Origin of the sequence: Comamonas sp. MYb21 (genome assembly GCF_037479395.1) — a bacterium.
Lineage (GTDB): Bacteria > Pseudomonadota > Gammaproteobacteria > Burkholderiales > Burkholderiaceae_C > Comamonas.
The window spans coordinates 211,872-226,809 of sequence record NZ_JBBGZC010000005.1 but is presented as its reverse complement, the minus strand read 5'-3'; the positions used below and the strand labels follow the sequence as shown (position 1 = coordinate 226,809).

Below are 14,938 nucleotides of genomic sequence, written 5' to 3'. Positions count from 1 at the left end.
CGCTCACACGGCCCGGCAAACCGAAGCTTGGTGGATGAGACGACGCCCAAAGCCGCAGACATTACGGAAGTACGGCAAGGGTTGGCAACGAAGGACCCAGGGCCTGGTCCGTGACGTTTAGCGTGCGACGATTTCCGTCAGGCCATCGCGTTTGACCAGGCGCACCGGCAGCAGGTGCGGCAAAAATTCCGCAAAGCGCTGGTGCTGGTTCAAACCATAGCTGCCGCCCACCGGCAGGGCGGCGACGGCCGGGTCGCGCACCACCAGGCCAGTGGGGCCATAGCGCTCAAACTCGGCCAAGGCCTGGGCGAGGGGCGTGCGGTTAAAGCTCAGCCGACCGCTGCGCCACTGGGCCACGGCGGCGGGCGCCACCTCGGTGATGGTGCCCAGGCCCGCGTCTTGCGCGTTGCTGTCTTCCAGCATCTGGCCGGCCGTCAGCAGCACCATGGCCGGCGCCTTGTCGGTCTGGTCCGCATCGCGCTGCAGCCGCTCCACCTTCACCCGGCCTTCTTCCACCGCCACCTGGGTGTGGCCCGCGCCCACGCCCTGCGCCGTATGGCGTACCGAAAAACGCGTGCCGACCACGGTGATGCGCAGATCGCCCGCCAGCACCTGGAAGGGCCGGCCCGGGTCGGAATGCACGGAGAACATGGCCTGGCCATCGGCCAGCGCCACCTCGCGCCGGTGGCGGTAGAGCCGCGCGGTCAGGTGCGTGTCGGTATCCAGCTGCACGGTGCTGCCGGAGGCCGCGTCATCGGGCAAGGTGACCATCAGCTGCTGGCCACGCTGCGAGGCATAGTTTTGCTGAAAGCTGGGTTGTACCCACCAGCCAAACCAGCCTGCGCCCACGACCGCCGCTGCCACCAGCGCCGTGGCGGCATAAGGCACCACGGGCCGCAGCCAGGCTTGCCAAAAGCGGGGGCGCGGGGTAGGTGTCTGTGCATCACGCTGGGGCAGGCCGGCGCGCAGCCGGGCCAGGTCGTGGGCTGGCAGGCTTTGCACGCCCGCGATGCTGGCGCGCATCGCATCCAGCGCGGGCCCATGGCGCGGGTCAGCCGCCAGCCAGGCCTGCAAGGCCGCCTGGCCCTGCGCATCCAGCCCGGCGTTGCAGCGCACCGCCCAGGTTGCGGCCTCGTGCTCCAGCGCATCCACATCGTTGGCCTCGTCCGCAGCCATCCCTTCGGGCAAGTCACCCGGGCTGTGGTTGAAGGATGAAGAGGTGCTGGACATGCGCAGAAAAATCGGGAGGGAATGGAGCGAGAGGGGCGGTGAGGAGGAGGCGATTGAAGCGGTGCACACTAAGCGCCAGGCCCCTGCCCATGCCGTTTGCAGGCCAGGGTGCCGCGCACCACATGCTTCTCGACCATGCTAACCGATATGCCCATGCGCGCTGCGATCTCGGCCTGCGGCAGGCCATCGATGACATGCAGCACAAAGGCCTCGCGGCAGCGTGGCGGCAGGCTCTCGATCACCTGCACATAGCCATGCACGGTCTGCTGTCGCACCAGGGCCTCCTCGGGTTGCAGATGCTGGGGCGCGGGCGGCTCATCGGATGCCGCCACCTCGTCCAGGCTGTCATGGCGCCGCAGCGCGGCACGGCGGTGCTGGTCAATCACCAAGTTGCGCGCGGTGCGGTACAGCAGCGCCCGACCATCCATCACCGGCGGCCCCGAGCGCTGTGCTGCCAGCACCCGTGCATAGCTCTCCTGCGCCAGGTCCGCCGCCGCATCGCGGTCGCCCACCTGGCGGTGGAGAAAGTTCAGCAGTTCGCGGTAGAAGCGCTCAAGCATGGAGGGGGCGGAGGGCCGGCGGCAGTCCCTGCAGGCAGGGGCTAGTGACGAAAATAAGAATCATTCTAATTGTCGCGCCTAAGCCCTGTGCCCAGGTTGCCCTGTTCTGGATCTATCCCTTGCCAAGAACCAAGACGGCATCGCCCGCACCGGGTGCGGCCTGCATTCCAGGATCGCCCTGCAATGGAGTCGTTTTGTAGAGCAAATAAACATTTGTTAACATTATTTGCAGATATCTACGGCCGTGTATACATTTGCCAAATAGCTCATTTTTTTGGTAAATGCACACCCGAACGCATCCGGCTTGGAGCGGCTGGCGGGCTCAGAAAGATCCAAAGGGATATCCAGATATGACAAACAACTACTTCAGCAGCCTTCTGCGAAGGCTGGGGGCGATCCTTGCGTTGCTGCCCATTTCCGTGATTGCCTGGGGCCAGACCGCCGACCTGCAGATCGTGAAGTCAGGGCCGGCCACGGCAGCCGGCGGTGGTGCATTCAGCTACACGCTGGTGCTGGACAACAATGGGCCCAATGCGGCCAACAACGCCAGCTTTTTGGACACCCTGCCGCCCGGCGTGGTGAATGTTTCGGCCTCCTGTGTTGCCGCCACGAATGGGGCGTCGTGCCCTGCCAGCATCGTGGCGGACAACAGCGCGGTCTCCGGCGTCCTGCCCACGTTTCCCGCACTGGGGAAGGTGACGATTGAGATCCTGGGGAATTTTGCAGTCTCAGGGCCGAGCTCGCTCACCAATACATCGACGGTGAGCCCTCCTGCGGGCGTCACCGATCCCATGCCCGAGTCCAATACGAGTTCGGTGAGCACGGCGATGAACTATGGTGCCGATCTGGTGGTCAGCAAATCGCAGAGCGCTCAGAGTTTTGTCTCTGGCCAGACGGTGACCTATGTCATGACGCTGACCAACAACGGCCCTGCGGCAGCGGATGGCACGATGATGGAGGACTTCCCCTACGGAAACAGCGGCAGCTCTGCGGCCCGCGTGAATGCCAGTTACACGTTTGGCGGTTGCAGCGCAGTGAACGGTGCCGTGTGCCCGGACACCGGTGCATTTCAGAACTACAGCGGTCAGGTGGGAAGCGCAGGCTATTTGTTCAATACGGCAGTTCCCCGTTTGCCATCGGGCGGTGCCATCACCATCACCTACACGATGGTCGCGACAGCGCCTTCGATGTGCGGCTTGACGGCAGGCGCACTACAAAACGTGTTCCAGACCCGAGGCATGCCCGCCAGCGTCATCGACCCCGATCCGACCAATAACCGCGCAGAAGTGGAGCAGGCAGTAGCTGCGACGGCCGCCTGTCCGGAGGCGGACCTGGAAGTGACCAAAACGCAAAGCGCTGACGATTTTGTCCCTGGCCAGCCGGTGACCTACGTCATGACGCTGACCAACAACGGCCCCACCGCTGCGGATGGCGTCTTGATCGAGGATTTCCCTTATGGCTACGGCGGCACGGCTGCTGCCAATGTGAATGCGGCTTACAGCTTTGGGAGCTGTGTGGCGGCCAATGGCGCTGTCTGTCCGGACGCTGGCGCATTCCAGAATTACTCGGGGCTGGTGGGAAGCGCGGGCTATTTGTTCAATACGTCGGTACCGGCGCTGCCATCAGGAGGCACGATCACTATCACCTACACGATGGTGGCGGATGCGCCCTTGCGATGCGGCTTGCCCTCCGGGCCTTTGCAGAATGTGTTTCAGACACGGGGACTGCCACCGGGTGTCACGGACTCCAATGCATCCAACAATCGCGCCGAAGTGGAACAAACCGTCGATGCCACAGCGGATTGCCCACAGGCTGACCTGGTCGCTACTAAAACGCAAAGTACCGATATCTTTGTCGCTGGCCAGCCAGTCACCTACACGATGACCTTGACGAACAACGGCCCGGCAGCGGCCGATGGGGCGTCCATGTTGGATTTCCCCTATGCCTACGGTGCGGGCGTCCAGCTCAATGCCGCCTATAGCTTTGCCGGCTGCACGGCGACCAATGGCGCGGTTTGTCCCGACAACGGCGTTTTCCAGAACTACAGCGGCCAGGTCGGTAGCGCGGGCTATCTGTTCCAGACCACCGTGCCCAGCTTGCCATCAGGCGGTGCCGTCACCATCACCTACACGATGGTGGCCAACATGACGAGCGCTTGCACCTCTGCCAACGGGACCATTCAGAATAACTTTCGGGTTTCTGCACCAGTCGGCGTCACCGACCCCGAGCGATTCAATGACGAAATCCTGGTGGAGCAGCCGTTTGTATGCGCGGATATCTCCACCAACAAGACGGTAGCGCCAGTCACCGTCCAGGCCGGAGAGACGGTGACCTACACCGTCAGCGTGGTGAACGCCGGTCCTGCCGATGTCAGCAATGTGGCGTTTTCCGATCCGCTGCCCAATGGCTTTGTCTACGCCAGCGCAAGCTGCGCGGTTGAAGTGGCGCCGGGCACCTGCGGCCCCGTCAACTATGACGCTGCCACGCGCACCGTCAGCAGCAGCATTGCGGCGATTGGGAATGGCGGCCAAGTGCGATTCACCATCGTAGGTACCGCTGGAAACATCCCCGGAACCTATCCCAACGTGGCCTATGCCGCCGCACCTTCTGGTGTCGTGGATCCGGTGACCTCGTCCAACAGCAGCTCGGTCAATCTGCAGATCTTCAACACCAGCGCAGCGGTGACGGTCAGCAAAACCATCACGGGTCTGTCGCCCAGTGGCCTGCCCGCTCCGCTCACCTTCAGCGGCACCGTCACCTGTGGCGCACAAGCGCCGCAAAACTGGTCTGCCACCGTTGCCGCTGGCAGCAGCAGCGCCAGCAGTGCTGCGCTGAGCTTCTACGACGGTGATGCCTGCACGGTGACAGAGAACGCGCCACCTGCTGCGCCCGCAGGCTACGTCTGGACCGGCACGCCCGTCATCAGCCCCAGCCCCACCGCAACGCTGGCATCGGCACCAGTGGCCGTCAGCGTGACCAATGCCCTGCAGCGCCAGACCGGCAGCCTGGATCTGAGCCAGCTGTTTACCGGCCCGGCCGATGGGGTTGCGCAGGTCAATGGGGTGTTCAACTTCTCGCTGAACTGCGGCGCCGATGGCAGCTACTCCTTGGCGATCACCGTGACCCATGGCACCAGCGTGCCCGCTGTCATCAGCAGCCTGCCCGCGGCTGCCAGCTGCACGGCGACCGCGACAGGCCCCATGCCGGCAGCTCCTGGCGGATTCACCTGGGAGGCATCGAGCTACCAGAACAATCCTGCAGTGACCATTGCCAATGGCGTGGTGAGCATTGTCGTTACCACGCCGTTGAAGGCGACGACGGGCGATGTGGGCGGCTCCGTCAAGGCCGTGCCCGGCCTCGGCAACGCCATGCTGGTGCTGATGGCGCTCCTGCTGTTGGGCTTTGCGGCGGCCAATGTCAGAAGCCGCCAGCATTGATCTGGCTAGCATTGCGCAAGTAATGTGGAACGCCCGGCGATGCCGGGCGTTTTTATGGGATGAAGCTAGTGTTTTTATGAGCGGTTGCTGACAGACTTGCAGGATGACGGGCCGCATTCGGTGCTTGCCGCGTCCGCTTACCTCAGCCGCTTCAGCATCTCTGCCATCACGATATGGCGCATGGCGAGGGCGACGCGCAGGTGTTGTGGGTTGCCCTGGATGTGCGGTACATCGTCGTTCAACAGCTCTGCAGCGGCCTTTTCGATATGGGCACGTGTCTCGTCCAGAATACGGCCCGCCAGGCCGGCAGCCAAGCCCAGCGCGACACCGGCATCGACCACACTGGACCGCGTCACTTGGCGGAACTGTGTGGCGTTTGGCAAGGGAAACACCAGCGGTCTCTCTGACCAATCGTTCAGATCGGCGGTGTCTGTTGGTAGGCTTGATGCAACAACTATCTGTCGATAATCCAAATTTTTGTCGGCATCCCTTGCTTTGCAGCGATTAGCCTCTTGCGGCGGCTGAACAGGGTGAGGGAGCGCGGTGTTGTTTCCAGATCACGCCATCAACCAGGTAGTGATGAAAATTCAGTGTGAAGTGTGCGATGAGCACAGTGGGAAGTCCCAGCCAAAGCAACTGTGTCCCAACCCAGTCTACGGCCCAATAGAGTAGGGCTCCCAGTAGCAGACAATGGCAGATGTATTGCCGGGCACTCTTCCAGAGCAGCGTTGTTGAGATCCTTTCGCTGCTTTTCTCAGCGTCGCGCCGTATGTTCTGCACCCAGACGAACTGTAAGTACTGCAGGTTGTGCCAGAGGTTGATCACCAGCCAGCCAAGGGTGATATCGGTGATCCAGATGTAAGCTGCGAGATTGGCGCACACGTGCGATGCCACAAACCCATCGTGGCGCCAATCGATCTCGCGAGCCAGGGCCTTATGTGCAAGCCGCCACAACCACCATGCGCCGCACACGATGGTGGCTACTCCTGCGACGTCGGCCACCGGTGTAGGCACAGCCGGAAGTTCAATGGGGTACTCAAGAAAAGTTGTGGGAGACTCGGCGCAGCGGGCAAGTAGTCCCCAGGCTGCAACCATATAGATCAGGGTTTCGGACAGTCGATCCGCTTGAAACGGTTGCGTCGACCCTGCCCGTCGATAAGCCCTGGCGATACCGAAGGATTGCCGCGCGACGTGATAGCTCTGCGCGATGAAATAGAGCGTGAATAGTCCGCTAATCTCATACGCTAGTGCCGTGGCCACCACACCGCCGAGCACGATCACGGGTAACCCGAAGATCAGAAAACGATATCGTCGAACGTGGGCCAAACTGGCACCGATACGGGTGAAGGTCGCCACCACATGGGGATTGGCGAAAAGCCAGGTATCGATCAGTACAACGGCGATCAGCATCGCAGGAGAGACGGATGCGATGCCTGCCAGGCCGAGAGCTAGCCCCAGCGTACCCACGATGAAGGTGCCATCAAACCAGGCATGCTGGCCCAGCAATCCAGTGCGGGCGGCCCGTTTCTGGGCCAAAGTATTCATGTAACTGTCATCGGCCTGATATGTGGCCGAGGTGACCCGAGCGGTGCAGGCTTGGGAGGCATGGTGAACATGGTTCCTGCACGGAGGAATTGCGCAGTGCTGTTCTTGAGTTTCTCCAGCGCTAGTGCGCGGGAGGCTGCAAAACGTGATTCAAGTGTGAGCCGCTTGGACATTCCGGACAGGCCTGCAGCGGGAAGCTTTTGGTATGGATCGTAGACTTCGGTAATTTCACAGGGATAGCAGCGATCACTTGCATCAAGTTGGCTCGCAAGGCTAATTTTGTAGACAACACCTTCGGCCTGATCGGGATCCACAGGAAAGGAAAAGACCAAATCGGAAACCCTGAGGTCTTTCCTAATATCGCCTTGAAATATGAATCCCGCAGCCCGATAGGCGTCAATGACCGTAGATTTCAAGCTGGTCTGCTCAATACCGACGAACGAGTTCTCATAGAGGTTCTTCTCACCTTGCCACTGGTTCTTGTAATCGAACCCTAGACTGCCATCCATAAATGCCTGCCCATCTTGCTGAATGCTCGCATAGGCTTGATCGATGGCAGGAAGGACCTGCCGATTCACTGCATACTGAAGCATCCAGGGAGCCTGTTGCAGATGAGCAAAGTCTGTCAACACCGTCGTTCGCAGAAAACAAGTCGCACACCGCCCCTTCTTGTCGATATTTTCATCCGTCCTGAGCACTACTTCGATATTCTGGACCTGTCCTTCCATTGCCACAGGGTAGGCGAAGGTGTAACGCACCGTGCCATCTTTCATTCGTTCAGAAGTACGCGATGAGAAGCCTGCGTTTTCGAAAGCGGTACTCACCATTTTGCTGAAATTCTCAGCCGGCATCCCTTTATAAGCAGCTATGGCGACAGCCTCTGACGCTGTGCTCGGGTGAAGCAGGATCGGCGCGGCGACTTCTTTTGCTAATACATTTCCTATCAGAGTTACGCCCAATAAAAGGGAAGGCATTAGTTTTATTAACTGCTTTATTTGCATTATTTATAATTGACCTGTATGGAAGAGAAAAGAAGAACAGCATAACACTGCAATAAAATATTTGCCTAAGGCTGAAGAAGTGTTTGTATGAAGCAAAGATTGCGGATTTACTACACCGAAGCTCAGAAAACGGTGATGTGGGATCGCTGGAAAACAGGCGATACCTCGTCCGAGATCGTCAAGCTTTTTGACCGGCCGCACACCAAGCATTGGCTGTTGGCGAATCGATTCGCTGCATCGCCAGGCGCTTGAGACGAGTTGCCTCCACCATCAGTCGCGAGCGGCTGCGCAATGACGGCAGGACTTGCTACCGAGCGGCTAAGGCCGATGCTGTAGCCTGGGAGCGTGCTCATCGCCCCAAGGCATGCAAATCGGCACGTAACCCTGCACTGGCTCAGATGGTGGCGGTTAAATTGCAAGGTCTGTGGTCACCCGAACCAATAGCGGGATGGCTCAAGCGAACGTATCCGGACCAAAAGGAGTTGCAGGTGTTTCATGAAGCCATCTACCGCACGCTATTCGTCCAACCACGTGGTGCTTTGAAGAAGGAGCACCTGGAGCACTTGCGCCGAACCAGAGGCATGCGTCGCTCAAGGCACTACACCCAGAAAACTCCGATCCATGGCCTATCAGCGAACGCCCAGCCTGCATAGAAGTTCGTGCAGTTCCAGGCCATTGGGAAGGCGCCCTGTGGTTCGGTGATGCTTACAGCCAGATTGCGACGCTGGTCGAGCGGCATACGCGCTATGTGATGTTGGTCAAACTCGTGGACAAAGATTTGTACACCGTGGGAGCCGCGTTAGCCCGGCATGGGCAGACAATGCCCAGGCAGCTGTATCTCTCCTTGACTGGGGACCGCTCAATGAGAAACTATAGCTATAGAAGAAGGTATATAAAAAGAGCCCGGAAAAATCCGGGCTCTTTTTGCTGGCTATGCCAAGCGTCTTCATTTAACGCCTAAAGGTAGGTGAGTCGTTTGGTTTGTGGCATCCAGTCGCAAAACTGTGTCGCGAGTCGCAAACAATACGGAGCCCTACGAACAACAACCATCACACATCAATATTCCCCGCCCGCAATGCATTGGTCTCGATAAAGTCGCGGCGTGGCTCGACCTCGTCGCCCATCAGCATCGTGAAGACGCGGTCGGCTTCGATGGCGTCGCCGACCTTGACCTGCAGCAGGCTGCGGACTTGGGGGTCCATCGTGGTTTCCCACAGCTGCTCGGGGTTCATCTCGCCCAGGCCCTTGTAGCGCTGGCGGGCGGTGGTGCGTTCGGCTTCGCTGATGAGCCACTGCATGGCCTGGCGGAAGTCGGTCACTTTTTCCATCTTGGCTTTTTCGCCTTCGCCACGGGTGACCTTGGCGCCTTCGGCGAGCAGACCGTGGAAGTTCTGGGCTTCGGCGGCGAGCGCCGCGTAGTCCTGGCCTTCGACAAACTCCTGCGTCAGGATGGAGCTCTTGATGTTGCCGTGGTGGTGGCGGCTGATGCGCAGGATCGGCTTTTCGGTGTGCGGATCGAGCTCACCGGTGACCTCGGCGGGCACGCCGGTCGTGGTCAGCTCGCGCAGCTTGGCTTCGAGCACCGGGGCGCAGACCATGGCGTCGTCCAGCGTGTCGAGGCGGATCTGCACGCCGTCGGCGATAGCGCGCAGCGCTTCGGCGTCCAGGTAGGACGAGAGACGGTCGATGACGGTTTCGGCAGCCAGGTGCATGCCGGCCAGGCGGCCCAGCTCTTCCCCATCGATGGTGCGCGGGTTGGCGCCGCCGGTACTGACGCTGGCGCCTTGCAGGGCCACGCGCAGCAGGAACTGGTTGAGGGCAGGGCCGTCCTTGAGGTACAGCTCTTCCTTGCCGTTCTTGACCTTGTACAGCGGCGGCTGCGCAATGTAGATGTGGCCGGCTTCGACCAGATCGGGCATCTGGCGGTAGAAGAAGGTCAGCAGCAGGGTGCGGATGTGGGCGCCGTCGACGTCCGCATCGGTCATGATGATGATGCGGTGGTAGCGCAGCTTGGCGAGGTTGTAGTCGTCGGTGCTGCTCTTGCCCGAGTCTTCGCTCACCTTGCCGATGCCGGTGCCCAGCGCGGTGATCAGGGTCACGATTTCGCTGCTGGAGAGCAGCTTTTCGTAGCGGGCTTTTTCCACGTTCAGGATCTTGCCGCGCAGCGGCAGGATGGCCTGGAACTTGCGGTCACGCCCTTGCTTGGCCGAGCCGCCTGCGGAGTCACCCTCGACGATGTAGATTTCAGACAGCGCCGGGTCTTTTTCCTGGCAGTCGGCCAGCTTGCCGGGCAGGCCCATGCCATCGAGCACGCCTTTGCGGCGCGTCATTTCCCGGGCCTTGCGGGCGGCTTCACGGGCGCGGGCCGCTTCAACGATCTTGTTGCAGATGATCTTGGCGTCGTTGGGCTTTTCTTCGAGGTACTCGGTCAGCAGCTTGCCGACGATGTCCTCAACCGGTGCGCGCACTTCGCTGGAGACCAGCTTGTCCTTGGTCTGGCTGCTGAACTTGGGCTCGGGCACCTTGACGCTGAGCACCGCGCACAGGCCTTCGCGCATGTCGTCGCCGGTGACTTCGACCTTGGCCTTCTTAGCCAGGTCATGGTCGGCGATGTACTTGCCGATGACGCGGGTCATCGCCGCGCGCAGGCCGGTCAAATGGGTGCCGCCATCGCGCTGGGGGATGTTGTTGGTGAAGCAGAGCACCTGCTCGTTGTAGCCGTCGTTCCACTGCATGGCCACTTCAACACCGATCTCGGTGCCGGGGATGCCGCCATAGGTTTCGGCCGGGCGGCTGCCTTCGGCGTGGAACACGGTGGGGTGCAGCACTTTCTTGGTGCCGTTGATGAACTCGACAAAGCCCTGCACGCCGCCGGCGCCGGAGAAGTCGTCTTCCTTGCCATCGCGCTCGTCCTTGAGACGGATGCGCACGCCATTGTTCAGGAAGGACAGCTCGCGCAGGCGCTTGGCCAGGATCTCGTAGCGGAACTCGTAGTTTTCCTTGAAGATTTCCTGGTCGGGCAGAAAGTGCACTTCGGTGCCGCGCTTCTCGGTGGCGCCGACAATGCGCATTGGCGAGACTTCGACGCCGTCGACCACTTCGACCAGGCGGTTTTGCACAAAGCCGCGCGAGAAGTCGATCTGGTGCACCTGGCCTTCGCGGCGCACGATGAGCTTGAGCTTGATGGACAGTGCGTTCACGCAGGACACGCCCACGCCGTGCAGACCGCCCGAGACCTTGTAGCTGTTCTGGTTGAACTTGCCGCCGGCGTGCAGCTCGGTCAGCGCGATTTCAGCGGCCGAGCGCTTGGGCTCGTGCTTGTCGTCCATCTTCACGCCGGTGGGAATGCCGCGGCCGTTGTCCACCACCGACAACGAGCCGTCGGCATGGATGGTCACCAGGATGTCGTCGCAATAGCCGGCCAGCGCCTCGTCGATGGAGTTGTCCACCACTTCAAACACCAGGTGGTGCAGGCCGGTGCCGTCCGAGGTATCGCCGATGTACATGCCCGGGCGTTTGCGCACAGCCTCCAGCCCTTCCAGGATCTGGATGGCGCCTTCGCCATAGCCGCTGGCATCGGGGCCTGGCGTGCTGGGGGATTGTTCCGGCTGGTTTTCTGCGGTCATGAAGCTGCCTTGGTACTGCACTGGCGGGCGCGGCGCCCTGCCATGTCTTTGAATCAAATAAATCTCGGTGCTGCGCCGGCCTGCTGCTGCAAACCGGCGCGCGGGTCGTCTGCGTGGCTTACATGCGCATCGGCATGACCACGTACTTGAAGGTGTCGTTTTCCGGGTTGGTGATCAGCGCCGAGTTGTTGTTGTCGGCAAAGTCGATGCGCACCATGTCCTGGCCCATGTTGGAGAGCACATCGATCAGGTAGGTGACGTTGAAGCCGACTTCAACGGCCGGGCCGCCGTAGTCGATGTCGAGCTCATCCACCGCCTCTTCCTGCTCGGCGTTGTTGGCTGCAATGCGCAAGGTGCCGGGCTCGATGGTCAGGCGCACACCCTTGAACTTGTCGCTGGTCATGATGGCCGTGCGCTGCATGCTGGCCAGCAGTGGTGCGCGGCCCAGCGTGATGCTGTTGGGGTGGTTGCGCGGGATGACGCGGTTGTAGTCGGGGAACTTGCCCTCGACCAGCTTGGTGACGAACTCCATGCCGGCAAAGGTGAAGCGCGCCTGGTTGCTGGCGAACTGCATCTCGATGACGGGCTGGTTGTCGCCGCTGGCGTCCGACAGCAGGCGCTGGAGCTCCAGCACCGTCTTGCGCGGCAGAATCACTTCCTGCTTGGGCACTTCCACATCCAGGGTGGCGCTGGCAAAGGCCAGGCGGTGGCCGTCGGTGGCCACCAGGCTCAGCGTGTTGCCTTCGGCCACGAACAGGATGCCGTTCAGGTAGTAACGGATATCTTGCACAGCCATCGCGAACGAGACCTGGCCCATCAGGTCCTTGAGCACCTTTTGCGGCACGCTGAACACGGGGCCGAACGAGGGCGCCTCCTGCACCAGCGGGAAGTCTTCCGCCGGCAGGGTCTGCAAGGTAAAGCGGCTCTTGCCGCCCTTGAGGATCATCTTGGACTGCTGCGTCTCCAGGCTCACGGTCTGGTCGCTGGGCATGGTCTTCAAGATGTCGATCAGCTTGCGCGCGCCCACGGTGGTGGTGAAGTCACCCATGTCACCGCCCAGCTCGGCCGTGGTGCGGATCTGGATTTCCAGGTCGCTGGTGGTCAGCTGCAGCGCATTGCCGGTCTTGCGGATCAGCACGTTGGCCAGGATCGGCAAAGTGTGGCGCCGCTCGACAATACCGGCGACCGACTGCAGTACTGCGATGACTTTGTCTTGTGTGGCCTTCAGAACAATCATTTCAACCTCTTGTCAAATTGCGGTGTTGTTGTGGACGGCAGTTGTGCACGGAGCCCCCTCTGCACCTGTCCCATTTGCCATTGTGCCTGCGGCGCGCAGGCAATTGGCGAAATCAAAAAATTCCATCGGCTAGCCCTTGAGGGTCTGCTCCAGCACGTGCAATTGCTGGTTCAGCTCAGTCAATTGCTGGCGCTCGCCGCCAATCTTGCGCACGGCATGCAGCACGGTGGTGTGGTCGCGGCCGCCAAACAGCTCGCCGATTTCCGGCAGGCTTTTCTGCGTCAGCTCCTTGGCCAGGTACATGGCAATCTGGCGCGGGCGGGCAATGCTGGCCGGGCGCTTTTTGCTGTACATGTCGGCGACCTTGATCTTGTAGTAGTCCGCGACGGTCTTCTGGATGTTCTCCACGCTGATCTGGCGGTTCTGGATCGACAGCAGATCGCGCAGCGCCTCGCGCGCCAGCTGGATGGAGATTTCCTTCTGGTTGAAGCGCGAGTAGGCCAGGATCTTGCGCAGCGCGCCTTCAAGCTCACGCACATTGGAGCGCACGTTCTTGGCCACGAAGAAGGCCACTTCCTCGGGCATCTCCGTGCCTTCAACGCGCGACTTGTTGATCAGAATGGCAACGCGCATCTCCAGCTCGGGCGGCTCGATGGCCACCGTCAGGCCCGAGTCAAAGCGCGAGACCAGGCGCTCGTGGATATTGGCCAGACCCTTTGGATAGGTGTCGGACGTCATCACGATGTGGCTCTTCTTGGCCAGCAGCGCTTCAAAGGCGTTGAAGAACTCTTCCTGCGTGCGGTCCTTGTTGGCAAAAAACTGCACATCGTCGATCAGCAGCAGATCGAGCGAGTGGTAGCGCTCCTTGAACTCGTCAAAGGTGCGGCGCTGGTAGGACTTGACCACATCCGAGACGAACTGCTCGGCATGGATGTAGAGAACTTTGGCGTCCGGGTTGTCGGCCAGCAGCTTGTTGCCCACGGCATGCACCAAGTGGGTCTTACCCAGACCGACGCCGCCGTAGATGAACAAGGGGTTGTACAGATGGCCGGGAGACGCCGCCACATGCATGGCCGCCGAGCGCGCCATGCGGTTGGCAGTACCTTCGACCAGCGTGTCAAACGTGAGCACCGGGTTCAGGCGGTTGCGGAAGTTGCCACTGGCATTGCCGGTATCGCCCTCGGCGCTGCTGGCCTGGCCTGCATGGGGCGCGGGGCTGGCGTCGCTGATCTGGATGCTGTTGCGGTACTGCTCGGCCGCGTTGGCGGCAGATTGGCCGGGGTTGCGGCTTGCTGGCCCGTAGGACGGCCCCAGGCCCATGCCTGACGAGGTGCCGCTGCCCTGGGCCGACGCGGCCAGCGCACCCCCGCTGCGCACCGGTGGGCGCACGACGGTGCGCACGGCAGCATCGCGCTGGGCAATGGCCAACTCGATGGCCACCGGTTGTCCGTAGGTTTCCTCCAGCATGGCGGCCAGGCGGCCGGTGTATTGGGCGCGAATCCAGTCGAGCTTGAAACGGTTGGCCACATAGAGCGTGACCTTGGACAAGTCGTCCGACACGACAGCGGTCAGCGGCTTGATCCAGGTGTTGAACTGTTGCTCGGGCATTTCTTGGGCGAGTTGCTCTACAACTGCACGCCACAAACCTTGACCCAGGCTGGCTTCATCCATTGTTATCCCACGGAAAGATTCATCCCCCACGCTATTGTTGTTGTGGATAAGGGGGAAGGTTGATCGGCTGCCTATTGTAGCTTGTGCAAAAGTTATCCACACAACGGACTGGTCTGCACAAACCCCATGCTCGGGTTTCCTCGATGGGCTGGCCGCAGACTTGGCAAAAGTCTGCGCATATTACAGAAAAAACCGAGGACAAAGCCAAGTAATTGCCAAGGACAGTAAACACTGCGATAATTTGCGGTTTCCCTGCATGTCAGGGCGAATTTTACGCGCGTGTCCGTCCGCGCTGGCAGCAGGCCTTGTGCCCTTGCCATGGGGGTGGTCCGCACTATTTCACCGGTGTTGCGCTTGAGCAGGGCTTGAGCTTGGTTGCTTTTGTGTTCATTTATGGATGCAAGCGGCCAACAAACCGGAACCAAGCCTCTCTAGGAATTGCATCATGAAACGTACTTACCAACCTTCCAAAGTTCGCCGCGCCCGTACCCACGGTTTCCTCGTCCGCATGAAGACCAAGGGTGGCCGCGCTGTTATCAACGCACGCCGCGCCAAGGGCCGCAAGCGTCTGGGCCTGTAAGGCTGACAGGGTGACGGGCACCTTCCGGGTGCCAGGTAGTGCACCAGTGGG

At 60.9% G+C, this 14,938-nt stretch carries 10 protein-coding genes and 1 pseudogene; 3 read left to right on the top strand and 8 right to left on the bottom strand.

Features of this window, described 5'->3' with window-relative positions; genetic code table 11:
* Window positions 1-117: 117 nt before the first annotated feature.
* Window positions 118-1,230, bottom strand: a complete 1,113-nt coding sequence (locus tag WH367_RS09335) for a FecR family protein (RefSeq protein WP_339535693.1) — start codon at window positions 1,228-1,230, stop codon at window positions 118-120.
* 68 nt (window positions 1,231-1,298) lie between these two features.
* Window positions 1,299-1,790 (bottom strand): sigma-70 family RNA polymerase sigma factor, encoded by a 492-nt coding sequence (locus tag WH367_RS09330; RefSeq protein WP_312987456.1) that lies wholly within the window; start codon window positions 1,788-1,790, stop codon window positions 1,299-1,301.
* Window positions 1,791-2,140: 350 nt separating this feature from the next.
* On the opposite strand from WH367_RS09330, the gene WH367_RS09325 reads away from it, so the two are divergent.
* Window positions 2,141-5,227 (top strand): DUF5979 domain-containing protein, encoded by a 3,087-nt coding sequence (locus WH367_RS09325; RefSeq protein ID WP_339535690.1) that lies wholly within the window; start codon window positions 2,141-2,143, stop codon window positions 5,225-5,227.
* Window positions 5,228-5,364: 137 nt separating this feature from the next.
* On the opposite strand, the gene WH367_RS09320 is transcribed toward WH367_RS09325, so the two are convergent.
* The 3 genes from WH367_RS09320 to WH367_RS09310 all read right to left on the bottom strand — a co-directional run bounded on the left by WH367_RS09320 (window position 5,365) and on the right by WH367_RS09310 (window position 7,746).
* A complete protein-coding gene (locus WH367_RS09320; protein WP_339535688.1) occupies window positions 5,365-5,610 on the bottom strand; it encodes a hypothetical protein in 246 nt (81 codons plus the stop codon).
* 121 nt (window positions 5,611-5,731) lie between these two features.
* A complete protein-coding gene (locus WH367_RS09315) occupies window positions 5,732-6,772 on the bottom strand; it encodes a hypothetical protein (RefSeq protein ID WP_339535686.1) in 1,041 nt (346 codons plus the stop codon).
* Window positions 6,769-7,746 carry a hypothetical protein gene (locus tag WH367_RS09310; RefSeq protein ID WP_339535684.1) on the bottom strand — a complete coding sequence of 326 codons (978 nt, stop codon included), beginning with the start codon at window positions 7,744-7,746 and terminating at the stop codon, window positions 6,769-6,771. The genes WH367_RS09315 and WH367_RS09310 overlap by 4 nt, the downstream gene beginning before the upstream one ends.
* A 114-nt stretch (window positions 7,747-7,860) precedes the next feature.
* Between WH367_RS09310 and WH367_RS09305 the strand changes: the two are divergent.
* Window positions 7,861-8,659 (top strand): annotated as a pseudogene (locus tag WH367_RS09305) (IS30 family transposase); the annotation flags it as partial.
* A gap of 163 nt (window positions 8,660-8,822) precedes the next feature.
* Here WH367_RS09305 and gyrB read toward each other — a convergent pair.
* From gyrB to dnaA, 3 genes are all read right to left on the bottom strand, one after another.
* Complete coding sequence (gyrB, locus tag WH367_RS09300; RefSeq protein WP_339535681.1) at window positions 8,823-11,399, bottom strand: DNA topoisomerase (ATP-hydrolyzing) subunit B; 2,577 nt, start codon at window positions 11,397-11,399, stop codon at window positions 8,823-8,825.
* Between the two features lie 118 nt (window positions 11,400-11,517).
* Window positions 11,518-12,636, bottom strand: a complete 1,119-nt coding sequence (gene dnaN / locus WH367_RS09295; RefSeq protein ID WP_116925466.1) for a DNA polymerase III subunit beta — start codon at window positions 12,634-12,636, stop codon at window positions 11,518-11,520.
* Window positions 12,637-12,765: 129 nt separating this feature from the next.
* Window positions 12,766-14,307, bottom strand: coding sequence for a chromosomal replication initiator protein DnaA (gene dnaA, locus WH367_RS09290; protein ID WP_339535679.1), 1,542 nt, complete (start codon window positions 14,305-14,307; stop codon window positions 12,766-12,768).
* Window positions 14,308-14,752: 445 nt separating this feature from the next.
* On the opposite strand from dnaA, the gene rpmH reads away from it, so the two are divergent.
* Window positions 14,753-14,887: a 50S ribosomal protein L34 gene (gene rpmH, locus WH367_RS09285; protein WP_084635723.1), complete on the top strand. Its 135-nt coding sequence runs from the start codon at window positions 14,753-14,755 to the stop codon at window positions 14,885-14,887.
* The last annotated feature ends 51 nt before the right edge of the window (window positions 14,888-14,938 follow it).

Bases quoted from the DNA above. Each gene is read 5' to 3' on its own strand.
- WH367_RS09335 (WP_339535693.1), bottom strand. From the start codon at position 1,230: ATGTCCAGCACCTCTTCATCCTTCAACCACAGCCCGGGTGACTTGCCC.
- WH367_RS09330 (WP_312987456.1), bottom strand. From the start codon at position 1,790: ATGCTTGAGCGCTTCTACCGCGAACTGCTGAACTTTCTCCACCGCCAG.
- WH367_RS09325 (WP_339535690.1), top strand. From the start codon at position 2,141: ATGACAAACAACTACTTCAGCAGCCTTCTGCGAAGGCTGGGGGCGATC.
- WH367_RS09315 (WP_339535686.1), bottom strand. From the start codon at position 6,772: ATGAATACTTTGGCCCAGAAACGGGCCGCCCGCACTGGATTGCTGGGC.
- WH367_RS09310 (WP_339535684.1), bottom strand. From the start codon at position 7,746: ATGCCTTCCCTTTTATTGGGCGTAACTCTGATAGGAAATGTATTAGCA.
- gyrB (WP_339535681.1), bottom strand. From the start codon at position 11,399: ATGACCGCAGAAAACCAGCCGGAACAATCCCCCAGCACGCCAGGCCCC.
- dnaN (WP_116925466.1), bottom strand. From the start codon at position 12,636: ATGATTGTTCTGAAGGCCACACAAGACAAAGTCATCGCAGTACTGCAG.
- dnaA (WP_339535679.1), bottom strand. From the start codon at position 14,307: ATGGATGAAGCCAGCCTGGGTCAAGGTTTGTGGCGTGCAGTTGTAGAG.
- rpmH (WP_084635723.1), top strand. From the start codon at position 14,753: ATGAAACGTACTTACCAACCTTCCAAAGTTCGCCGCGCCCGTACCCAC.